Origin of the sequence: Moraxella sp. CTOTU49097 (genome assembly GCF_032064105.1) — a bacterium.
In the GTDB taxonomy this organism is placed as follows: domain Bacteria; phylum Pseudomonadota; class Gammaproteobacteria; order Pseudomonadales; family Moraxellaceae; genus Faucicola; species Faucicola osloensis_B.
In genome coordinates, this window is the sequence record NZ_DAMBOA010000011.1 from 46,255 (window position 1) to 68,980 (window position 22,726).

Consider the following 22,726-nt stretch of genomic DNA (forward strand, 5'->3'; position numbering starts at 1 on the left):
ATCCCATTTATGTTGATCTGAGTTATGTTTATCCCAGTTATGTTTATCAGAGTCACGCGCTGATGGGTCTGTACTGGGCGTTTGAGTCATGGCGTTTTGGTTGTATTTAGGCTACAATTTCGCTTAATTACTACTATCATTCTTCCGTCATACCTATGCCTAAGACCAAGACCCCAATGTTAAAAGCATCTGAGACCAATAACCAGCCGCAATCCATGCAATCAGCGCCATCGCCAGAACAACAACCGGTGATGGCAAAAGCGGCTACTCGGCTGATTGCTATGCTGTATGATGGTATGTTGATTTTGGCGATGCTATTTTTTGTGCAGATGCTGCTTATTGTATTGGGGACTAAAATGCTAGGTTTGGCAGGGACGGATATGAAGCAAGCGGCGACATTACCGCTATGGTATCGTAACGTTGTGCAAATCCCCGCCTTTGTGATTATCTTGGTCGGGTTTTATGGGGTATTTTGGCGTAAGGCAGGGCAGACGCTTGGCATGCAGACTTGGCGGCTTAAAACCATGAACCGTGATGGCTCATTGCTAAGTTGGCGGCAATCGATGATGCGGATATTAGCCGCGTGTTTATTGCCGGTGGTCTGCGGGATGATAGGCTATCTTATCCACCAGTCGGTGGGTGCGCTGTATTTTAGTATGTTTATCGGGCTATTGTTTAATTATTGGTTTGCATGGGTCAATAAGCAAGGACTGGCGCTACATGATTTGCTATCAAACACCGTGACTATGAAAATGCCAAAAATTAACCACGAAGGCTTGTTTGCTGGGTTTAGAAAGAAATAATTACTTGTCTCTCGCCCACAACCAGTCTGCCAAATCGACCAAATAGTTATCATCGCCAAATTCAGCAATCACCGCATTTTTAGCGGCATCAAATAAGCTTTGCGCGTAGGTTTTGGCAGCTTCCACGCCCAGTAGTTTGACGTAAGTGGATTTATCCAATTTTTCATCACTTCCTGCAGGTTTGCCAAGCTGCTCGGTATCGGCAGTCACATCCAAAATATCATCTTGTACTTGGAAAGCCAAACCAATCTGCTCTGCAAAGCTATTGAGTGCTTGGCGCTCGCTGTCAGTTGCGTTGGCACAGATGGCACCCATCAAGACTGACGCTCCAATGAGCGCGCCTGTTTTGTCACGGTGGATGGCTTCAAGCTCAGTTTGGCTAAGCTGTTGGTGTTCGCCATTTAAATCTAGCATTTGCCCCATGACCATCCGCCGTGCTCGTGGCGCAAACGTGGCAGAAAGCGGCGTAGCAAACTCACTGTTTTCACCAAAATATGTATGGGTCAGGGCTTCAAATGCCAAGGTCTGTAGCACGTCACCGGCAAGCATGGCAGCGGCTTCACCATAGGCGATATGGGTGGTAGGGCGACCTCGGCGCAGCGCATCATCATCCATACAAGGCAAGTCATCATGCACCAGCGAATAGCCGTGTAGACACTCCACCGCCATCATGGCACGGCGCACGTCATTAGATAATTGATAGGATGGGTTGGCAAGACTGTTGTTGGTTTTTATCGTGGCAAAAGTTGCTGCAATCAGTAAAGGGCGTACCCGTTTGCCGCCATTGGTCATCGCGTATAGGCTTGCTTCATGCAGCGGTGAGGGTAACTTGCAGGCTTGGAGGTAGGCTGTGATATCCGATTCTAGTTGGTCAATGACTTGGCGCGAAAAAGCAGTAAATTCCATAATCAATTCTTTTGTATGTGTTAAAATTTTGAGCAATAAAAAAGCTGCCCCCATTAAGGTTGAGCAGCCTTTTTGCAAAATGGCGCAACAAGTTTAACCCATTAGTCTAGGAAATTAAAGCTATCTAAATCCATCGCCATTAACTCGCTTGGTGCCAACATACTCTCTGAGTGACCTGAGGCGCGTGGCAATAGTTTTTCAAAATAGAACTCAGCGGTTTTGATTTTGGCTTCATAGAATTCTTTGGTTTCACTGCCGCCATTTTTGAGTTTGTCATACGCTACCGCTGCCATGCGCGCCCAGTGATAGCCCATGATGACATAGCCTGAGTACATTAAGTAATCATCAGATGCCGCTGAGACGATTTCACGGTCTTTACGCGCTGTGAGCATAATACGTGTGGTAAGGGTATTCCACTCCGCACAATATTTGGTCAATTCCCAAACAAATTTACGCATGCCTTTGTCTAGTGCATATTCACTACACCATTTCATGATATTGGCGGTGTAATCAAGCAGCACTTTGCCTTTTGATTGGATTAACACTTTACGACCTAGGAGGTCAAGCGCTTGTACGCCTGTGGTGCCCTCATATAAGGTTGAGATACGTGCGTCACGAGCGATTTGTTCCATGCCCCATTCTTTGATGTAGCCATGACCGCCATAGATTTGCATACCATGTTTGGCACATTCAATGCTTAGTTCAGTTAAGAAACCTTTGAGTATTGGGGTATAAAAGCCCAATTTATCATCCCATTTGTGGAACGCAGCATCGTCACCGAGCATCGCTCCTTCAAACATTTTATCAGCATAGCGTGATGCGTGATAAATCATTGAGCGCGCCCCTTCTGAGAAGGCTTTTTGGGTGAGTAGCATGCGCGCAACATCGGCATGATGGATAATCGCATCAGCCACTTGATTTGGCTCTTTGGTACCTGATAGGGTACGCATTGAGCGGCGTTCTTTGGCGTAGGGCAATGAGTTTTGGAAAGCCAATTCCATGTGCGCTAGGCCTTCCATACCTGTACCTAAGCGGGCAGTGTTCATAAAGGTAAACATGGCTTTTAAGCCTTTATTCGGCTCACCGATTAAATAGCCTGTGGCATTATCAAAGTTGAGTACCGCCGTTGCTGATGCTTTGATACCCATTTTGTGCTCAATTGAGCCACAGTTAACGGGATTACGCTCACCAATGTCGCCGTTTTCTGTAACCAAGAATTTTGGCACGATAAATAACGAAATACCCTTGGTACCTTCAGGCGCATCGGGTAGGCGTGCTAATACGATATGCACGATATTTTCCGTTAGGTCATGTTCACCGGCTGAAATAAAGATTTTGGTACCACTAATCTTATAAGTACCATCTTCTTGTGGGATGGCTTTGGTTTTAACTTGACCCAAGTCGGTACCACATTGTGGCTCAGTCAAACACATGGTGCCCGACCAACGACCTTCTACCAAGCCTGGCATATAAGTGGCTTTTTGCTCAGGGGTGCCGTATTGCATGATGGTATTCATACAGCCCACCGACAGCCCTGGATACATGGCAAATGCCCAGTTTGCCGTGCCCATCATTTCACTTTTGATGAGGTTGACAGACATTGGCATATTCAAGCCACCAAATTCTTCAGGAAACGGTATGGCTTGATACCCAGCTTCAACGAACATATCATAAGCTTCTTTAAAGCCTTTTGGCGTGGTGACAACACCCTTGTCAAAATGGCAGCCTTCAGCATCGCCCGATTGGTACAGAGGCATCAACACATTGCTACAATAATCCGCAAAGCTCTCAAGCATCATATCCACGGTTTCAGGATCGGCATTTTCACCAGATTTTAAGGTTTTATAGTGTTCGGGGTAATTAAATACTTCATTGGTTAAAAAGCGAATATCACGCAGGGGGGCTTTATATGATAATGGCATACGCTGAAATCCTTTTAATAGGCTATTAACTAAGATAGAAAATGAAAGGTAAAAATAAGTCTGCTCAGTATAAAGGTATTTGCCACTAAAAGCTTCAAATCATAATAAATATTCATAAATAATACTAATTATCATAAAATTATTTTATGATTTGTGGGGCAAAGCTTTGCATGGACAAGAATGCAACAATTACCAACTACCTTAAACGCACTCATTTTATTTAAACTTTGCCAAAAATATTAAATAACCAAACGTATTGAAAAATCATTTGTGAGCCACTCTTGCCAAATATTCCCAACCCATCTCCCAACCAATCTCCTAGTCCATCGCTAGCTAATAAGTCGACACTGCTAGCCAAGCAACCTGCACCGACATCACTCAACAAACGCGAGCGCAGCGCCGTGCTGTGGTCAATTATCAAAAAATTATCCGTTTTTGCAAAACCTTATCATTCATTAATCATGGCGACGTTGCTGCTTACGGTGATTGGTTCATTTGCCGCACAGGTCAATGCTTTTGTACTGCGTTATACCGTCGATCATTTGACCGAGATTCTCAAGCTCAGCGAGCCGTGGCAGGAAGGTGCAAAACTGCTCATGACTATCAGCATCGTGCTACTGCTCAAAGAACTGTTGTATGCGGCAATCAGCTTTGGACAGCGCTATTTTGGTGAGAAAATCCGTATTAATTTGTCCCGGGATTTATCGCAAAAAGTCGTGGCGCGTATTTTAAGTTACCGCATGGGGTTTTATACCCATCCTAATAACGACAGTGGTAAGCTGCAGACGCGCATTGATTTGGGTGTCAGTAGTCTGACGCGTTTGGTGCAAAACTTTTTTATTGATATGTTGCCGTTATTTGCCAATGCGATGGTAGCGCTGGTAGTGATGTTTAGCGCCAATGTGTGGGTGGGGATGGTAGGGCTGGTGATTGTGCCGATTTATTTTTATATCAGTCAAAAACAAGCTACGCGCTTGCAAGGCTTTCGTCGGCAGATGCGCCACTACCGGGAGAGCAAAAGCGAGCAAATCATTTCGCTGATTAACGCTATCACAGTAATCAAATCCTTTGTCCGCGAACCGATTGAAGCGCAAAAACATTTTGCCATTCAAAAAGAGATGACCGATAACCAACTCAAAACGCGCGGTATTGGCTTTGGCTATGATGCACTCAAAAGTTTTATCGAGCAGATTGGTGTTGTGGCGATTATTATTTTAACGGCGTATTTTGTGCTTGATGGGCAGATGACCATTGGCATGATTATGTTTCATGTGTTGTTGTTTCAAAACGTGGCATCCCCGATTCGCCAGTTGCATCGTATCTATGATGAGGTGAATGATGCGCTGACTTATGCCGAAGGGTTTTTTGATATCTTAGAAGATGATAGCCAAATCGAAGTGGTAGGCGGTGTCAATCCTGCGACGGTGCAGGGTGATATCGAACTTCAGCACGTGGATTTTGTTTATCCCAACGGCAACCAAGCCTTGCAAGATGTCAGCTTTCGCATTCGGCGCAACCGAATTACCGCGTTGGTCGGGCTTAGTGGCGCAGGTAAAAGTACCATTATCAATCTGTTGGTAAAATTTTATCAGCCCACGCAGGGGCGAATTTTGCTCGATGGCAAGGATTTGCAAGATTATGATACCCATGAGCTACGCCAACAAATTGGTTTGGTATTGCAAAAAAACCATATTTTTGGTGGTACCATTGAAGAAAATATTCGTTATGGCGATTTAACGGCCAGTCAAGCTCAGATTGAGCAGGCAGCAATACAAGCCTCTATTCATGAACAAATCACCCAGCTGCCCAAAGGCTATCAAAGCGAAGCCAAATCCTTGTCAGGTGGACAGCAGCAGCGTATTGCACTGGCACGTATGTTTCTCAAAAATCCGCCGATTGTCTTTTTGGACGAGCCGACTGCAAGTCTAGATGCCATTGCCAGCCAGCAAATCAAGCGCAGTTTGGATTTAATCAAACAAAACCGCACGGTGATTATCGTGTCGCACAATATCGCGCAGATTATTGACGCTGATGATTTGGTGGTCATCGAGCAAGGGCGCGTGGTGGAGACAGGCACGCATGATGAACTATACCGCAAGCAAGGCAAATATTATGAGATTTTTAATGCCATGTCCGATAGTTTAAATCTTGATAAAATCACCCAAACGTTAGAGAGCCATTAATTCAGCGTTCATCATGCAGGCTTAGCCTGCGTACAGTAGCGCTAAGCGAATTAACGCCGTAACCTTGCTTACTTAAATTTATGCTACCATAACTATTTTCTCCTATTCACCCAACAAGTTAGTCAATACTCATGGAATCTCAAGTCTTAAAAATATTTTTGGCACTGGTGGTACTGGTCAATCCATTTGCCGCGTTATCGTTATTTATTGATATCACTAAAGACGCCAATCGACAACAAACTCGCAAAGTTGCACTGATTTCAGCCATTACTGTGTTTGTGACCATCGCAATATTTTCGTTGGCAGGCGAGCCTATTTTAAAGGTGTTGGGGATTTCGCTTGGGTCATTTCGTATCGCAGGCGGTATCTTGGTATTGATTATTGCTATTGGCATGATGAATGGCGCTGGTAATGTTGCCAAACCGCATGTCGGCAAATCAGGAGATTTAAATGGCGTGGCGTTTCAAGGGGCGGCATCTGCCGTGGTGCCATTGACGATTCCGATGGTGATTGGTCCAGGTGGGATTTCTACCGTGATTATTTATGCTGCAAGCGGGCATAGTTATTTTAATATGCTAGCGATTATCACCGCAGGTTTGATTATCAGTATTATTACTTATCTAAGCTTTATGGCAGCGGGGCAGGTGAGTCGTTTTTTAGGTGATACCGGGCTTAACGTGCTTAATCGTATCATGGGGATGCTACTTGCAGCCGTTGCGGTAGAGATTTTTGTTGGCGGCTTAAAAAGTGTATTTCCGCAGTTGTTGTAAGTTCAATGGTTCGATCAATAATTTATCACAGCAACCCTTAAGCATTATGCATTGTAGTGGCTGTGTTAATATCACAAATTATGCTTGATTTTTACCGTTAAAGCCGCCATTTTAATCATCATGCAATATGCCAAACCCTGTTAATAAGCTGTCAACAAGCTTTTAAAAAGTTGCAAGCGTTAAACTATGCTTACGTTGATGAAAGCGATATAACAGGGTGACTAACGGGTTTGCTTAGCCTAGTTCATAAGATATTTACTAAGATAGTTACTAAGGTAGTAACCGAAGTAGTCACTGGGGCGGATAAAAGATTGAGGAGCGACGATGCAAAAAGATACAAAATCAGATTACCAAAGCCTACTGCAAGCGGCAAAGGATGCCAAAGCAGAAGCGATGATGCTGGAGTTTGTCGAGCAAGATGATGGCAAGATGGTACTACGTACCTCGAATGACGAGTCAGAAGACTTGGTAAGCATTGAATTTTCTGACAAAGTGAAAGAACTGTTGGGGGATGATACCCAGTTGATTGGTCAAAGCATGATTCATGCTGCCATTCAAACCTTAATGCAAAAGCAGCTTTCACAGTGGCATGCCAATGTGTATGACGAAGAACCCGTGCATTACAGTTAATGCGTAACGCCTATTCATTGGTTTTTTGAACCCGTAAGACTAAAGACTTATGGGTTTTTTTGTGCTTGGATTTTTTATTTGTGGGCAAATCCTTTATAATTAGCCATAATTTTTCTTCTATGTTTCACTTATCAAAAAGAGCCGCCACCATGCCTATCCAAACTGCCAATTTTTATACCATCAATCATTCCAATTATCCTGTCAAAACCATTGGGATTTTAGGTGGCGGACAATTGGGTATGATGTTGGCGCAAGCGGCGTTGCCACTCGGTATCCGCTGCGTGTTTTTGGAGGATAGTGCCAATTGCCCCGCACGCTTACTAGGCAAAGTGTTTAGTAGCGAGCAATTTGAAGATTTTGCCCAAAGCTGTGATATTTTTACCTTGGAGTTTGAAAACACCCCGCTCAAACCTGCCCAGTTTTTGGAATCGACCAAAACCTTGTACCCATCGTCATTTGCGCTATCAGTGGCACAAGATCGGTTAAATGAAAAAAACTTATTTAACCAATTAGATATCGCCACCGTGCCTTTTATGGCAGTGCATAGCAAAGCCGATATCCAAGCCGCCGCCGACAAATTGGGGCTACCTTTGGTACTCAAAACCACACGCGGGGGCTATGATGGCAAAGGACAGTTTGTGGTCAAATCCGCTGACCAAATCGACAACGCGTGGGCAGAACTTGGCGACGCAACCAAAACAGCACCGCTCATTGCCGAAAGCTTTATTCACTTTGAGCGCGAAGTATCTATTATTGCAGTGCGCGCCCAAAACGGTGAAATTCGCTATTATCCGCTCGTGCAAAATGAACATAGCAATGGTATCTTGGCAAAATCAACCTCACCGGCACCGAACGTCGAGCAATTGACCGAACAAGCCCAAAGTAATATCAAAAAATTGCTTGAACATTTAAACTATGTGGGCGTGCTGACGTTAGAATTATTTGTGACATCTGAAGGCGGCGCTGAAAAATTGCTTGCCAATGAAATCGCACCCCGCGTGCACAACTCAGGGCACTGGAGTATTGAAGGGGCGGTAACCAGTCAATTTGAAAATCACATGCGCGCGGTGGCAGGACTGCCATTGGGAGACACAGCCATCATCAAACCCTCTGTCATGCTGAACGTCATCGGAGAGTACCCAAAACTGGAGGAAGTCCTAGCCATCGCTGGCGTGCACGTGCATAATTATGATAAAGAAGAACGCGAAGGTCGAAAAATCGCTCATATCACTGTCATGCCGAGCGATAGCAGTCAGCTGGATAACACGGTCGCGCAAGTGGTTGCAAAATTACCCAATAAATTGTCTGGCTAAAGCCATGTGACAGCAAAAACACCACAATCATCCGTGAGGTTGCGCATAGTCAAATCAAACGAGGATTAAAGTTTGACATTACCCAGTTTCTCCTCATCAATTTGCAGCTCGTTGGCAACCTCACTTACCGTTTGGCGATTGGTGCGGTCAAGGTAGGTTTGTGCGCGGTCAACTTCTTGGGTCAGTACATGGAGCGTTTGCTGCATATTGCCCAGTGCTTTGACCTTAAAGACATCAATCGCCTGCATGGTTTCATAGATATGGTTAAAGGATTTTTGCAGTTTTTCCAAGTCCACTGAGCTGCCACTGGCTTGCTCATGCACTTGCGCGGTTTGGCGTTTGAGCATAACTGACGTTGATTCAATCAAGCTACTGGTCGTTGAATTAAGCGCATTGATTTGGTCGAGTACCAGTTTTTGACTGCTCAGCGCTTGTGACACCATCACCGCAGTACGTAGCGCAGCAATCGTTGTCGTCGTGGCACGGTTAACGCCTTTGATAAGCTCTAAGTTATTTTTGCGAATCATATCAAGTGCCAAATACCCTTGGATGTTCACCGCCAGTTGGGTCAAAAAATCCATGTTTTTTTGGCGCACATAAAACAGCAATTCTTCTTTGACCACGCGTGCTTTTTCAGGGTCAGTAGCTTCAAGCTCACCGATTTTTTGCTCTAGACGTTCATCAATTTTTTTACCGACGTAGATATATTGACGTAACGATTGCATGAGTGCCCACATATTGACCTTTTCTTGCTCAATACTGGCATTGTCTTTTATCAGCTCATCTTTACCGTGATACAAGCTTTCGATGATGGCATTGATATGGGTTTGCGAAGATTGGTATTTGCGAAAATAATCTTGTACGGATTTGCCCATGGGGATGATGCCCAAAAATTTGCGTGGAGTTGACAGTCCACCTTGGCGGGTTGGATCTAGGTCTTCAACCACGCTACGTAGCTCAGTCAAGGATTTGGCAATCGGGGAGTTGTCAGATAAGGCTTTATCCATGCTTTTGGCAGGACGATCAAGCATGCGATTTGCAATCTGCGCGGAAGCGCGAATTTCGGCACTACCCAGCTGATGAATGGCGTTAACTTTCTCATCGAATACAGACGTGTTGACAGGGGTTTGTAATACATGCATCACAAAATCGTTCACTTTGGCATCAAGCTCAGGCACTTTGGTTAGGTCAAGTTTGACCAGTTGGTCGGCTTCGTCTTGTGGCACAACGGCAACGGGTTGCGGCGCTTCAAGGGTAATGACAGGGCTGGTTTCTGGTGGGGTGAGTTCTGGCATGATATATCCTTGAGTTGTCTATATTGGTATTTATATGTTAACTTGCCTTTTAATTTGTCTTTGTATTTTAGCGGTTTGAGCTAACGCTAGTTTGATTATCTTGGTGAATTATTTCATTTGTTGTTCTATTTGGGTAATCATTTTTTCCATGCGTGTTTGACGAATGATTTTTATGATTTATCGCATGATGCGACGTCAGTGTGACAGCGTGACAAAAACTTTTTCAGTCACATGTTAAAAAAAATAAAAGCCCAACAGTTAGTTGGGCTTTTATTTTTTCAAAATTCTTGGTAATAAAATATATTATTGTACCCGTGATAGGTATTCACCCGTGCGGGTATCAACTTTGATTTTTTCGCCTTGTTGGACAAATAATGGCACACGTACGACTGCGCCTGTTTCAAGGGTTGCAGGTTTGCCGCCGCCACCTGAGGTATCGCCTTTTAGACCTGGGTCGGTTTCGGTAATCACTAACTCAACAAAGTTTGGCGCGGCAACGCTTAAAGGTACGCCATTGAATAGGGTAATGGTACATTCTTCATTGCTATTTTCTTTTAACCATTTTGCCGCATCGCCCATCGCGTTTTTGTCGGCTTGTAGCTGCTCAAAGCTTTCTGGGTGCATAAAGTGCCAGAATTCGCCATCGTTGTATAGGTAGTTCATTTCAGTATCAACAACGTCAGCGCCTTCAAGACTATCGCCAGATTTAAAGGTGTTTTCTAATACTTTACCCGTTTTTAGGTTGCGCATTTTGACGCGGTTGAATGCTTGACCTTTACCTGGTTTAACGTATTCATTTTCTAAAATTGCAAATGGATTGCCTTCGTGCATGACTTTTAAGCCAGCTTTAAATTCATTGGTTGAGTAATTTGCCATAAAATTTCCTAATAAGGTGTTGCGACTAAAAAATAACCGAGGTAAATCAAATCTTTGTATAATAGCCAATTTGCTAAAAACGCGCTGCCTACGCTGTAACCCTATCAGCGACAAGCATTATCAGCAAACGGCATTGACAATTGGATAAACACTATATGATAAACTATTTGGCGACACAAAAAAACTGGCAAAATGCGTTTTCTGACACCATCACGAGCTTTGCTGAATTGGCGCAAGCGTTGGCTTTGCCGATAGATAGTTTTGATAGTCAGGTCGGTCAATTTCCCCTAAAAGTGCCACGTCGCTTTGTGCAAAAAATGCGGAAAGGCGATATCCACGATCCGCTACTTAAGCAAGTGTTGCCGACGTTTCAAGAAACGGTACAAGTCACCGGCTTTGTCACCGACCCACTCGACGAACAACACGCCAATCCCGTCAAAGGCATCATCCACAAATATGCATCACGGGTGCTGATTCCTGTCACCGGGGCTTGCGTGGTCAATTGCCGTTATTGTTTTCGCCAGCACTTTGACTACCAAGAAAATCTACCAACCCACAATGATTGGCAAGCCATCAGTGCCTACATCACAGCGCACCCCGCAGTCAATGAAGTGATTTTAAGCGGCGGCGACCCATTATCGCTGAGCAATCGTCGTTTATTGGAGATTTTCACCACCCTTGAAGCACTACCGCAAGTGCAGACCATTCGTATCCATACCCGTGTACCTGTGATGATTCCTGAGCGCTTAGATGAGCCGTTACTTGCACGATTTGCCAACAGCCGCTGTCACATCGTCATGGTCATTCATGCCAATCACCCCAATGAAATCGACCAAGAAACACAAATATTTTTGGGTAAGGCAAAAAAAGCGGGTGTTACGTTACTTAACCAAACCGTGCTACTCAAGTCGATTAATGACGATGCAAATATCCTGGCAAGCTTAAACGAAAAATTATGGCAAGCGGGCGTATTACCTTATTATTTGCATGTGCTTGATAAAGTTGCCGGGGCGAGCCATTTTTATATCTCAGATGAGCAAGCAGTCGCTTTATATTGGGAGTTACTCGCCAAATGTGCTGGCTACTTGGTCCCAAAGTTGGTTCGAGAATTACCTAATAAGCCATTTAAAACACCCATTGACTTGTATAACCACTAAAATTTGTTGAAAGACAACAACTAAATAAGGGGTTATCTGTTATTTGTCTGTTAAATAGTGCAATTATCTTAAAATACCTAGATAAAATATGGCTTTTGTGTTATTTATTGTTGTTAAACAAGTCGAAAAATGTTGTGCATTTGGGTGCAAAAAAATGGTTACGGATCTCATATTAGACGATTTCTTACAGCGCATAAACGATACACCAACCAGTCATATTGAACTTAAAGTGACCCAAAGTTCATTGCAGGATACAACCGATTGGCAGATGCACTTTAATCGTATGTCAGCGTGTGAGATGTATGACGAATATAAATTCGTGATCAACCAGTTGATGTTTGCCGATATTGACGACGTCAAACGCTTTGGATTGTTTGAGGAAGTTAATAAAGCCGTCAGCGTATTAATCGGCAAATTACGGGTAAATTACCAAACCCAGCCCGGGATTTTGGATGAAGAAAAACAGCAAGGCTTAGATACCGTATTATCGGTGCATTATCTGAGCATCATGTTTTACCATGTCATCTGGCAACGTGCGGCGGCTTGCCCTGAAGTGGCTGATAAAAAAGGCATCACTAGCTTATTTCGCCATAATCATCAATATCTTACCCCCACCCAAGTCATTCAGCGCTGCCTATATAGTATCATGCTATTACTGCGCCAATCGCTGTTTGAAAAATATATTGGCTATCGTAAAGATACACAGGTAATTTGGCAATATCTGAATGCCTGCTATCGATTTGCAGTCACCAATGATTGGCAATCTACCACCCTGCCAGTCAAACTGCATTCTGCCAATGAATATAGTAAACAGGGTGCACCGCTATCGATTGAGGCTATTTATTTTCACTGCTTGATGGTGGCGGTCACCAATCCGTATGCTTGTCGGCGTGCGGATATTTTAGCCATTCAAAAAGTAAGTACCCAGTTGATGGAAGAGCTTATTATCAGTAAAGATTTGGTTGAAAAACCTTATCTGTATATTGATTTAGAAGGTAAACAGCCGCCCCAACTGCTAGCAGTCGATGATTTATTCAATCCTTTTGCAGCAACTAGCAACTGTCTGTTTGTGATGTTTAGTCGGTTATTTAAACGCTTGCATCAAACCATTACCCAAGGTCAAATCAGCACCGATGCTGAGATAAAAAATAGCGCGCGTCAGGCCAAATTGGTATTGAATAATCTGCAAAATGGGTTAAAACCAGCGGCAGAGTATTATCATAGCCATTCAAAATGTGAAGTCGTGCTCGGCTTTAATAATATCCACTACATGCTTGCGAATAAAACCAGTTTGGGCAACCTCATACAGTCCAATGAGCTGCCTGAGCGGTTAAAACCCAAAGCTCAAAATACTGAGTATCTTAAAAAATATACTGTTGTCGAGCTGAACAAAGAAAATCCCCAATCCATGTGCCTGTCGCATGTGTTTAGCTACCACAATCAGCTCGTTGACCAATATCCGAGCATCAGCCGTGGCGATAGCTATCACCCACTGAGTCAATTGCAGGTCAATTCCTTAATTGCGATGCGAAAGGTTAATGGTTCAAAAACTTGGCAGCTCGGCTATATTAAAGACAACTGTCAGGGTTTTATCGATACGCCAGCTGGGCAACCAACCAACAAGACCTACTTAGAAATTGAGGCACAAGTGCAAGTGCATTGTCAAAATGCGATTCCCTGTGGCGTGCGCTTTCAAAATGCCGGTAGCCGTCAGCCACATTTTGTTGCGGCATTTATAATTCCAACCGCCCCAAATAACGCTAGTAGCCAGACCCGTTTACTGATGGCGCGTTTTGGCTACCAAGTGGCAGACAAGCTGGTGATACGTATTGATAACAAAGAAATTAACGTGCGTTTAACTGAGCTACTTAATATGACTGATGATATCGAGGAATATGCTTTTGTGAGAATTCAGTTTTAATCACTAAAAAATGGCAACAAAAGTTGCCAAATTAAATCTAACCCATTAAAAATAAAAGATTTTCATAGCTTTATAGCCGTTTTGATTGATTAATCATATAATAAGAAATTGAATCTAATATTATAAATAATTTATCAAAAAATTCGCTTATAATAGGTCGCTTAGTGCTCTATAAACCAAGCGTTTAATGGGATAGTTAATCGATGCAAAAACAAAAACAACTCAACCTGTTAATCATTGATGATAACCAGCTGTATGCCGAACACTTAGTTGGGTTATTAGAAAAACATTATTATAGACAGGTTAATTTAGGATTTTTGGATGCCAAAGACGAGCTGATAAAGTTATTGCGCCAGTCTTGGGACATTATTTTGATGGGGAATGCGTATGATTTATCGTTTAAAGACGTCAAAGAGATTTTAAAAGCCCACGATGCTCACATCCCCGTCATCGCTCTGTTACCTGATGACGCGACTGATTACCCAGAGGCATTAACTGCCAATGAGCAAGCCCAGACCCAGCTTGTTAGTGACCCTGATAAAACTCATAAGTTATTACCTTTATATACCTATTGGGGTGCAGCGGATGCTTTGCGCAAAAATAAGTTACTGCGCATGGCCATTCGTATCTGCCGTGAACACGAGCATCATAAACTAGGACGCGATCTTGAGCGCCTAAAAATGGTATTGAGCGATGCCGAACAGCGCGCCAATATTCTTATCAAAAACTCCAAGAGTGCAGTGGCTTATATTGAAGATGGTTTACATATTTATGCCAATGAGCCCTATCTTGAAATGTTTGGGTTTAAAACGCTCGATGAATTGATGGGGATACCCGTTGTTGACTTGATTGCGCGCAACAATATCCAAGATTTTAAAACGTTTTTAAAAGACTTCGAAAAAGGCAACCGTAAAAACGTCGAATTTAAATTTGAAAGTGTGAGAAAAGATAATACTACCTTTGCGGCTAAGCTGCAGTTAGCGGCTGCTACCTATGATGGTCAGCCGTGCCTACAAGTCATTATCCAGCCCAACGAACAGGCCAATAGCGCTGAGCTTGCCAAAAAACTTGAAGCAATGGAACGCATTGACTCAATTACAGGGCTATTTAATCGTCATGGTTTTGAAAGACTGTTTAACCGCCTGCGTGACGTGATTGTTGAGAAAAACCTATCTGTAGGCTTGATGGCGTTACGAGTGGATAATATTGGTAAAATCCATGCCAGTGTGGGGATTGAAGGGATTGATGGGGTGGTGGTTGCCGTTGCCAATATTCTTGAGCAACATCTCACCGAGATTGTTGGGGTAGAGCGGGTGAAAAATGGCTATTTGAGCCGTTTTAATGATAGCATGTTTATGCTAATTATCCCTAATATGCGACAACAAGATTTGACAGCGTTAGGACAAAAATTGGTTGCCGATATTAATAGCACCATTATTGAAATTGGTCATCGTACGGTTAAAACCACAGTAACCATTGGTGCAACCTTAGTCAACGCCAGTGCACCTGATACCAATAGTATTATTAACCGTGTCATACAAGCCGTCGGCATGGCAACCAAAGCCAATAAAGACAGCAACGATGATAAAGATTTATTCTATCTATATGACCCAAGTAGTTTTGCCAGCAGTGATGACGGTGCGCTGTACGAATCGCTACGTGATGCGCTAGAACACAGCAAATTTAAATTATTATATCAGCCGATTTATGACGTTGAAAACGATGTCAGTAACATGTTTGAGGTGTTTTTACGCCTGCCGCTAGCAGATGGCAGCTTAATGGCACCTGATAAATTCTTAGAAGTGGCGACCAGACATCAGTTAATGGATAAAATCGACCGTTGGGTATTGATTCAAGCCTGTAAAGATTTAAAACGTTACCGTCATGAGGTCGATGCCAGTGCCCGATTATTAGTGCATTTAAGCGCGATATCACTAGCCGATGCCACCTTGCCAAGCTTTATGAGTCGATTGATGCAAGCATTAGAGACCAGCGAGCGCGGGGTATTGACATTACAGTTTAATGAAACCGTGGTAATGGATTATCTAGCGGTGGCAGCCAAAAAAAGTAATGAGCTTAATCAAATGGGTTGTCACCTAGGCATCTATAATTTCGGCTCGGCGGTCAACGCGATGGAGGTATTGGAATTTGTCAAACCCCAGCTGGTACGACTCGATCGCAGCTATATCAAAGATTTAAGCAACAATGACAATGTCAATACCGTGGCAACGGTGGTGCGCGAAATCACTGAGCGCGGCTCCAGTTGTTTGATGCCTTTTATTGAAGACCCTGCCGCCATGTCAGCGGCGTGGACAGTCGGTGCGCGTTATTTGCAAGGGGCCTATTTGCAAAAAGCGAGTGACACCATGCACATCGAGAATGAAACCAGCTAAATAATAGCTGAATTTATAAGATAAAAACGAGTTAGCCAACATGCACCAAACAATCATTCATAAATCAAACCGATTGCCTATGCTAGGATTGGGTCTTTGTATCGTCATTGCGACAGGTTGTCAACATCAGCCACCCGCTCAGCGCCCAGCAGTTACCTTGCCCGTTTATAGCCAAGGGGATGCCGATAACGGTAAAAAGCAATACGAGGAAGCTTGTCTCAAATGCCACAAGCTGCAGCCAGGAAATAACGAGAAAGGCCCACAATTACTGCGTATTTATGGGGCAAAATCCGCCTTATTAACCGATTATCAATATACAGACGCACTAAAAAACAGCAATATGACGTGGACAGCGGAAAATTTGGATAAATATATCGCCAATCCAAAACAAACTATCCCAGGAACGCGTATGCGTTCTGACCCGATTGCTGATGCCAAAGTCCGCCAAGATATTATTGCTTATATTTCGACGCTTCGTTAGATTGCTTTGTGGCTATGCCTTTAAGCGATATTTTGAGTTAACATGATTGATAAACAAAATTTAAACTTTTAAAGGATAGACCACACTGTGATGGGTAACTTAGACAATCAGCCGTTACAACAACGATTGCAAGCCATGTTGGTGAGTATTAATGAGATCGTCTTGGATAAACCTGAGGTAGTGAAGTTGGCGGTTGCTTGTTTGTTAGCCAATGGTCATTTACTGCTTCAAGATTTACCAGGAATGGGTAAAACCACGCTGGCGCACGCGATTGCCAACCATCTGGGGTTATCGTTTAATCGGGTGCAATTTACCAGCGATATGCTACCTGCCGATATTCTAGGGATTTCGCTGTATAAAACCGATACTGGCACATTTGAATTTAAGCCAGGTCCGATATTTTGTCAGTTGTTACTTGCTGATGAAATTAATCGCTCAAGCCCAAAAACCCAATCTGCGCTGTTAGAGGCGATGGAAGAGCGGCAAGTGTCGCAAGATGGGGTAACACGAAAACTCCCTGAACCTTTTTTTGTGATTGCTACCCAAAACCCAACGCAGCAATCGGGTGTGTTTATTTTACCTGAGTCACAGCTGGATCGGTTTTTGATGTGTTTATCGCTGGGTTATCCCTCGGTTAATGCAGAGCGGGAGTTGCTACTGGGTAAAGATAGACGTCAACTGCTCAGTCAAATTACCCCGATGTTAGATACCCAGTCATTGCAGCAGGCACAAGCGCAAGCCAAAGACGTATATATGGCAGATGTCGTGATTGACTACTTACAGCGATTGGTAGCAAAAACGCGTGAGAGCCGAGACTATCATGGTCTATCTACCCGTGGTGTGTTGGCACTAAAGCAAGCGGCACAAGCCTTTGCATATTTGGGTGGCTACAATGAAGTGACGCCAGAAGACATCCAAGCGGTATTTGCTGCCGTTGTCGATCATCGCTTGGGGCAAGCTTTTATCCCATTTAATCATTTGGGCGGTGAGCAGCCCCAATCGATTGCGACCCAATTGTTACGCCAAGTGCCAGTAATGGTGTAAACCATGATGTAAACGTGTTTTAGCGTTAAAAACTTTCTCATTACTGTATTTTTATTATCTGATTAAATTATCCAATTAAGAGCCCGCGCCTATCATGTTTGCCATTCGCCAGCGACTTGAAAACTACTTGCAACCATGGTTTAAGCGTCGAGCGCCGGTCAGCCGTGACATCACCCTGAACCTGCGCAACGTATATATTTTTTTGAGTAAAGAAGGGTTGCTGTACGCTTTTTTACTCATCATTCTCTTTGTCGCAGGGATTAATTATGCCAATAATTTGGTGTTGGGTTTGTGCTTTTTGTTAGGTAGTCTACTCGTGGTGACCATCCATTATACCTTTGCCCACTTGGCAGGTTTACAAATCAAACTGGTGGATATCAGCGACACGCAAGTGGGTGACAAAGTGCAAGTGCGACTGCAAATTAGTAGTGAGTCAAGGCAGCCGCATCGGCAAGTTCGGTTAAGTTTTGCCAACAACGCCTTTGATTTTAAACAGCCGATACACCGCAAACCCAATGCACTGTCCGCACCAAATGATTGGCTATTGGTCAGTCAAATACAAGCGCCGCAACAGGTGAGCTTATGGTTAACAGCCGACAAACGCGGCAAATTTGTGTTACCCAAACTCACGGTGAGTACCGTATATCCCTTAGGAATTTTGCAAGCTTGGTCGTATGTGTTTTTTGAAGGACACGCGTGGATATATCCTGCACCACTGCGCTATGAGATGAAAGCCAGTCAGTTTGTGCCATCCGATGATGAGCAAACCGCTGCCTTACACGCCCAAGCAGGGCAGGAAGATTTTGACCAGTTGGATAATTATGTCCCAGGGGAATCATTGGCGCGTATTTCGTGGGCGCATGTCGCGCGCGGGCAAGGAATCATGTCAAAACGTTTTGTGGAGAGTGTGGGGCAGCAGCAATTGCTTGATTACTATCAAATGCCTGCGGTGACGCATGAAGAAAAACTCAGCCAGCTGCGCTACGGGGTGGATAGTTTGACCCAAAGCCAAATCGCTTTTCAATTGCGCCTGCCTGATGGTGAAAGCGCAATAGGTGAAGGCCAAGCATTTCGTCAGCAATGTTTGCTAAGATTGGCAAAAACGCCATGAGTCGCCCTAACCCAAATCGTCCTAGCTTAACCTTATCTCAGCGCCTAAACCAAATCTCGGCGTATCAGTGGATATTGCTGTCTCAACTATTGATTGTGGCTTTTCACGTCAAAAATTTACCCATTTGGCTATCGGTGTATGCCTTTTTTATTATCATCTTTCAATTGCAGCCGCTGCGACGTTGGTTGCCCAACGCTTTGTATCGTCCGCGCTCATTACAGTTGATACAGTACACAGGATTCATTGCAAGTTTGGTGGGGCTGTATTTGACCTATCGTACCGCCTTTGGATTGGATGTCGGTATCGCGTTTTTGCTATTGTGTGCCGTCAGTAAGCTACTTGAATTGTATACCAGACGTGATGGCTATGTGGTGCTGAGTTTATCACTGTTTGTATTGGCAGGGCTGTTTTTAATCAACCAAGATTTGATTACAACGCTACAAGTGGCGATTGGCACGATGGTTGTGCTGTTTGCCATGATTGCGCAAAATGATGATGGTACGGGGCGCTACCGCACGCTTGGCTTATTGGTCGGTCAAGCGATTCCTCTGACCATTATTCTGTTTTTATTTTTTCCCCGATTGCCACCGTTATGGTCAGTGCATTTGAGCGGCGCGCAAGCAAAGACGGGTATGTCAGATAGTATGTCACCGGGCGATTTTGCCAACCTCAGCCAATCGACTGAATTGGCGTTTCGGGTGGAATTTGGCAATCAGCAGCCAAGCCAACAAAATTTATATTGGCGCGGTTTGGTATTTTCCGATTTTGATGGCACCACCTGGCGAGCCAATCCTAGCTCCTCGCTTTGGACGCCCGATCAGCCGTTTGCTGATTGGTTATTACCGACGTTGAAGCTGAGTAAACGCTTTACCTTAGCCGTTATCCCTGACTATCGGGTGATTTTGGAGCAGACGGGACAAAATTGGTTGTTTGGGCTTGATTATCCGATAACCAACCAAAAAGGCATTGGGCTGACGTCGGATTTTACCCTGCGGTATTGGGACACTGTTAATCAGCGGTTTACTTATCAAGTGCATTGGTTAGATGATGCGCCTATCAATTTAGCCTTATCTACCCAGCAACGGCAGGTCAATTTAGCATTGCCAGTAGGTGGTAATCCACAAAGTCGCCAATTTGCGCAGCGACTCTACCACCAAGCAGGCGATGACCCGATTGCTTATACCAACGCCATCGCCCAGTGGATGCGTAGCCAGCAGTTTCGCTACACTTTATCACCCCCTACCTTGGGTAGTAATCGCATCGATGATTTTTTATTTGCTACCCGTGCAGGGTTTTGTGAGCATTATGCGTCAAGTTTTACTTACCTTATGCGAGCGGCAGGTGTGCCTGCTCGGGTGGTAGCCGGGTATCAAGGTGGGCAGTTAGGGCGTGATGGCAAAAGCTGGGAAGTGCGGCAAATGGATGCCCATGCATGGAGCGAGATTTGGGTGCAAGGGCGCGGCTGGGTGCGTGTAGATGCTACGGGCTTTGTCGCTCCCAATCGGGTCGAGCAGGGTATGGGGACTGTCACCCAAGACGCTGGGGCAAAAATGTTTGGTGAGGGCGTGGCAGGGCAAATTAGCTATCAGCAGTTTCAAATGCTGCAGCAAGCGCGCCGCTTGTTTGACCAAGCTGGCTACTATTGGCAACGCGATGTGGTCGGCTATGACCAAGACCGCCAGCGGTCATCGCTGTTTAAATGGCTCAATATCCAATCTGTCTATCAGCAAGTGATGGTGATGTTTGTCACTCTTGTGAGCGTCCTTGCGCTATTGGGATTGTGGCTGTGGTGGCGTCGCCGCCGGGTGTGGGATAGGCATGATTGGATTATGATACAGTTATCCAATCGCTTGGCAAAAAAAGACAAAACGCTCGCAAGGCAGGATAGTGAAGGGGTGCTAGCTTGGCTTACTCGACTTGAGCCAAAAGTCACCGATAGGGCAGCCCTTCAAGCACTTGCCGCGCTATATCGACAAATCCGCTATCAGCAGCCTACGGATAACAAACAACCCATGCGGCAATTAGACAATTTGGCGAAAACCATTGCGCTAAAAAAATCCCATTAATATTCAATATTTGTTTGCTATACTCTATAGGATATAAATAGATATAGGGTCTACGAGATATGAGTAATTTACCTACGCCACCGCTACAAACCGATAATAAAAACTCATTACCCTTGATTATTTTTGGCATTATTTTGGCACTCGGTCTCATCGCCGCGGCATTTGTACTGGGCACGCAGTTTAAGAATCTAAAACAGTCCGGCACGATTACCGTTAAAGGCTTGGCGGAAGCCCCTTACAAAGCCAATCTTGCCCAAATCCAAATGGGTGTCAGCGCTTGGGGACAGGACTATGCAGGTGCATTAGCCAATGGTAAAAATGACTTTAAAGCGCTGCAGCAATTTGTGGCAAGTAAAGGCTTTAGCGTATCTAGTCAAAATGTCACGCCCATAAGCGTTGAGCCGTATAATGAAGACTATGTGGATGAGCAGGGACAAACCCGCACCCGCCAAAATGGTTATAAAGCCACTCAAACGCTTTCAATTAGCAGTCAAGAACTCAATAAAATCACCAATATGCTCGCTCAAGTGCAAAATTATCGTATCAGCCATGAATCAGTGACGTTTGAAAAACCGCAATATCTACTCAATGACCTTGAAAAAATCAAGCATGATTTGATTGCCAAAGCCACCGATGATGCCAACAAACGCGCCGAAGAATTTGCCAAAACCGGTCATGCCAAAGTCGGGGTGATGCGCTCAGCGTCGCAAGGGTCATTTAATATTTTGGATGCGCATAATCCTGATACCGATGACTCAGATTATGGTGGGACGTATGATAAAGATGGCGTGGATAAATTGGTGCGGCTCGTTGTCACCATTGATTATGCGATTGAGCAATAAATTTAATTCAAAAGGTGAAATATTTTAAGTGAGCTAATTTAACTAAAAAAAATTTTTATATTAAGAATTTAGTGATTGGGAGAGTTTAAATTTAAATTATAAATATAATCTAGATATTCATCAGATTCAGATTTAATATAAATAGGATTCTGTAATGAACAAGACATCAATAAATCGATAATGTCTTTATCTTCACAATAACTTGGGTCTGCATAATATAGTTGCCAATGTTGTAAGAAAGGTTTACGTCTTTGGCTAATATCAATTTTAATCTTATCTATTTTTTCAAGAAATATAGGTGTAGAACGAGCTCTGCTTATTATTAATTTTATATCTAAGTAAAGACTACTTAACTCATTAAGCTTATCTTTATCGACAATTTTATCAAGCTTTCTTACATTTCGAACCATATAAGCAAAAAATAAATCAAATTCGTTAATATTTGAATTTGCTTGAATAAACTCTTGTAGTAATTCCATTAAGCTGACATAGGTTTCTAGCTTTTTACTTCTTTCTAGCATTCTTAGGGAAAAAAAATTAGGTTCTTTAGAATCAGTTAGACGCCAAAGTTTAGTGACATTATCCACATTCTCAATAAAATTCTCTAAAGCCTTCGAATCAACCTCAATATACTCTCTAGGTAAATCTTGCAATAGGTCAAAGTCATTCATTATCATAAACATTAACAGTTCTTAATAAACTATAGTAATTTAATTTAGACATTTCATCATCACATCTATCGAATAAAGAAAGTAGTCTCTCAATCTTATAAGATTTTCTAATTTTACTTGAGCTAGAGAAAGTGCCTTTCATTGTATAGACTAATTTTTCATCCTTATCCACATCATTATCATAAGAATAAAAATCAATTAGAAAATCACTTCGAAAGTGAAGAATAAGATTTACATTTTTTCTAAAGATTCTTAATCTAATAATTTCATCTAATATTGATACATTATAGGTTGTGTTGAACATTCAAAGCTTCAGCCAATGATAAGCAAAGGCTAGAGCCA

The 22,726-nt window shown here is 43.5% G+C and carries 18 protein-coding genes; 13 read left to right on the top strand and 5 right to left on the bottom strand.

What is annotated here, in order from left to right; genetic code table 11:
- Window positions 1-176: 176 nt before the first annotated feature.
- Window positions 177-803, top strand: a complete 627-nt coding sequence (locus RT064_RS07875) for an RDD family protein (protein WP_313062729.1) — start codon at window positions 177-179, stop codon at window positions 801-803.
- Here the strand turns inward: RT064_RS07875 and RT064_RS07880 are convergent, their stop codons facing one another.
- Both RT064_RS07880 and RT064_RS07885 read right to left on the bottom strand, forming a co-directional pair.
- The gene (locus RT064_RS07880) at window positions 804-1,709 is read right to left on the bottom strand and encodes a polyprenyl synthetase family protein (protein ID WP_313062730.1); all 906 of its coding nucleotides are present in this window, start codon (window positions 1,707-1,709) and stop codon (window positions 804-806) included.
- 101 nt (window positions 1,710-1,810) lie between these two features.
- Window positions 1,811-3,631: an acyl-CoA dehydrogenase C-terminal domain-containing protein gene (locus RT064_RS07885; protein ID WP_313062731.1), complete on the bottom strand. Its 1,821-nt coding sequence runs from the start codon at window positions 3,629-3,631 to the stop codon at window positions 1,811-1,813.
- 401 nt (window positions 3,632-4,032) lie between these two features.
- On the opposite strand from RT064_RS07885, the gene RT064_RS07890 reads away from it, so the two are divergent.
- The 4 genes from RT064_RS07890 (at window position 4,033) to RT064_RS07905 (ending at window position 8,527) form a co-directional block, all read left to right on the top strand.
- Window positions 4,033-5,814, top strand: a complete 1,782-nt coding sequence (locus tag RT064_RS07890; RefSeq protein WP_313062744.1) for an ABC transporter ATP-binding protein — start codon at window positions 4,033-4,035, stop codon at window positions 5,812-5,814.
- Between the two features lie 131 nt (window positions 5,815-5,945).
- Entirely contained in the window at window positions 5,946-6,584 is a 639-nt protein-coding gene (locus tag RT064_RS07895; RefSeq protein WP_007117140.1) for a MarC family protein, read from the top strand.
- Window positions 6,585-6,908: 324 nt separating this feature from the next.
- Window positions 6,909-7,214 carry a hypothetical protein gene (locus tag RT064_RS07900; protein WP_083102070.1) on the top strand — a complete coding sequence of 102 codons (306 nt, stop codon included), beginning with the start codon at window positions 6,909-6,911 and terminating at the stop codon, window positions 7,212-7,214.
- Window positions 7,215-7,363: 149 nt separating this feature from the next.
- The gene (locus RT064_RS07905) at window positions 7,364-8,527 is read left to right on the top strand and encodes a 5-(carboxyamino)imidazole ribonucleotide synthase (protein WP_313062732.1); all 1,164 of its coding nucleotides are present in this window, start codon (window positions 7,364-7,366) and stop codon (window positions 8,525-8,527) included.
- Between the two features lie 65 nt (window positions 8,528-8,592).
- On the opposite strand, the gene RT064_RS07910 is transcribed toward RT064_RS07905, so the two are convergent.
- Window positions 8,593-9,822: a toxic anion resistance protein gene (locus RT064_RS07910; protein WP_313062733.1), complete on the bottom strand. Its 1,230-nt coding sequence runs from the start codon at window positions 9,820-9,822 to the stop codon at window positions 8,593-8,595.
- A gap of 303 nt (window positions 9,823-10,125) precedes the next feature.
- The gene (gene efp, locus RT064_RS07915) at window positions 10,126-10,698 is read right to left on the bottom strand and encodes an elongation factor P (RefSeq protein WP_204155483.1); all 573 of its coding nucleotides are present in this window, start codon (window positions 10,696-10,698) and stop codon (window positions 10,126-10,128) included.
- 155 nt (window positions 10,699-10,853) lie between these two features.
- Between efp and epmB the strand changes: the two genes are divergently transcribed.
- From epmB to RT064_RS07955, 8 genes are all read left to right on the top strand, one after another.
- Window positions 10,854-11,855 carry an EF-P beta-lysylation protein EpmB gene (gene epmB / locus RT064_RS07920; protein WP_313062734.1) on the top strand — a complete coding sequence of 334 codons (1,002 nt, stop codon included), beginning with the start codon at window positions 10,854-10,856 and terminating at the stop codon, window positions 11,853-11,855.
- Window positions 11,856-12,009: 154 nt separating this feature from the next.
- Complete coding sequence (locus RT064_RS07925; protein ID WP_313062735.1) at window positions 12,010-13,776, top strand: hypothetical protein; 1,767 nt, start codon at window positions 12,010-12,012, stop codon at window positions 13,774-13,776.
- Window positions 13,777-13,979: 203 nt separating this feature from the next.
- Entirely contained in the window at window positions 13,980-16,169 is a 2,190-nt protein-coding gene (locus tag RT064_RS07930) for a GGDEF/EAL domain-containing response regulator (RefSeq protein ID WP_313062736.1), read from the top strand.
- Window positions 16,170-16,209: 40 nt separating this feature from the next.
- The gene (locus tag RT064_RS07935) at window positions 16,210-16,650 is read left to right on the top strand and encodes a c-type cytochrome (protein WP_313062737.1); all 441 of its coding nucleotides are present in this window, start codon (window positions 16,210-16,212) and stop codon (window positions 16,648-16,650) included.
- A 90-nt stretch (window positions 16,651-16,740) separates the two neighbouring features.
- Complete coding sequence (locus tag RT064_RS07940; RefSeq protein WP_313062745.1) at window positions 16,741-17,694, top strand: AAA family ATPase; 954 nt, start codon at window positions 16,741-16,743, stop codon at window positions 17,692-17,694.
- 94 nt (window positions 17,695-17,788) lie between these two features.
- On the top strand, window positions 17,789-18,805 hold the full coding sequence (locus tag RT064_RS07945) for a DUF58 domain-containing protein (protein WP_313062738.1): 1,017 nt from the start codon (window positions 17,789-17,791) through the stop codon (window positions 18,803-18,805).
- Window positions 18,775-20,871, top strand: a complete 2,097-nt coding sequence (locus tag RT064_RS07950; RefSeq protein ID WP_313062739.1) for a transglutaminase TgpA family protein — start codon at window positions 18,775-18,777, stop codon at window positions 20,869-20,871. The genes RT064_RS07945 and RT064_RS07950 overlap by 31 nt, the downstream gene beginning before the upstream one ends.
- A gap of 59 nt (window positions 20,872-20,930) precedes the next feature.
- A complete protein-coding gene (locus RT064_RS07955) occupies window positions 20,931-21,713 on the top strand; it encodes an SIMPL domain-containing protein (RefSeq protein WP_312276284.1) in 783 nt (260 codons plus the stop codon).
- 68 nt (window positions 21,714-21,781) lie between these two features.
- Here the strand turns inward: RT064_RS07955 and RT064_RS07960 are convergent, their stop codons facing one another.
- Entirely contained in the window at window positions 21,782-22,384 is a 603-nt protein-coding gene (locus RT064_RS07960) for a hypothetical protein (protein WP_313062740.1), read from the bottom strand.
- Between the last annotated feature and the right edge of the window lie 342 nt (window positions 22,385-22,726).

Coding starts and splice junctions, on each gene's coding strand:
- RT064_RS07875 (WP_313062729.1), top strand. CDS start 177: ATGTTAAAAGCATCTGAGACCAATAACCAGCCGCAATCCATGCAATCA.
- RT064_RS07880 (WP_313062730.1), bottom strand. CDS start 1,709: ATGGAATTTACTGCTTTTTCGCGCCAAGTCATTGACCAACTAGAATCG.
- RT064_RS07885 (WP_313062731.1), bottom strand. CDS start 3,631: ATGCCATTATCATATAAAGCCCCCCTGCGTGATATTCGCTTTTTAACC.
- RT064_RS07895 (WP_007117140.1), top strand. CDS start 5,946: ATGGAATCTCAAGTCTTAAAAATATTTTTGGCACTGGTGGTACTGGTC.
- RT064_RS07900 (WP_083102070.1), top strand. CDS start 6,909: ATGCAAAAAGATACAAAATCAGATTACCAAAGCCTACTGCAAGCGGCA.
- RT064_RS07905 (WP_313062732.1), top strand. CDS start 7,364: ATGCCTATCCAAACTGCCAATTTTTATACCATCAATCATTCCAATTAT.
- RT064_RS07910 (WP_313062733.1), bottom strand. CDS start 9,822: ATGCCAGAACTCACCCCACCAGAAACCAGCCCTGTCATTACCCTTGAA.
- efp (WP_204155483.1), bottom strand. CDS start 10,698: ATGGCAAATTACTCAACCAATGAATTTAAAGCTGGCTTAAAAGTCATG.
- epmB (WP_313062734.1), top strand. CDS start 10,854: ATGATAAACTATTTGGCGACACAAAAAAACTGGCAAAATGCGTTTTCT.
- RT064_RS07925 (WP_313062735.1), top strand. CDS start 12,010: ATGGTTACGGATCTCATATTAGACGATTTCTTACAGCGCATAAACGAT.
- RT064_RS07930 (WP_313062736.1), top strand. CDS start 13,980: ATGCAAAAACAAAAACAACTCAACCTGTTAATCATTGATGATAACCAG.
- RT064_RS07935 (WP_313062737.1), top strand. CDS start 16,210: ATGCACCAAACAATCATTCATAAATCAAACCGATTGCCTATGCTAGGA.
- RT064_RS07940 (WP_313062745.1), top strand. CDS start 16,741: ATGGGTAACTTAGACAATCAGCCGTTACAACAACGATTGCAAGCCATG.
- RT064_RS07945 (WP_313062738.1), top strand. CDS start 17,789: ATGTTTGCCATTCGCCAGCGACTTGAAAACTACTTGCAACCATGGTTT.
- RT064_RS07950 (WP_313062739.1), top strand. CDS start 18,775: ATGTTTGCTAAGATTGGCAAAAACGCCATGAGTCGCCCTAACCCAAAT.
- RT064_RS07955 (WP_312276284.1), top strand. CDS start 20,931: ATGAGTAATTTACCTACGCCACCGCTACAAACCGATAATAAAAACTCA.
- RT064_RS07960 (WP_313062740.1), bottom strand. CDS start 22,384: ATGAATGACTTTGACCTATTGCAAGATTTACCTAGAGAGTATATTGAG.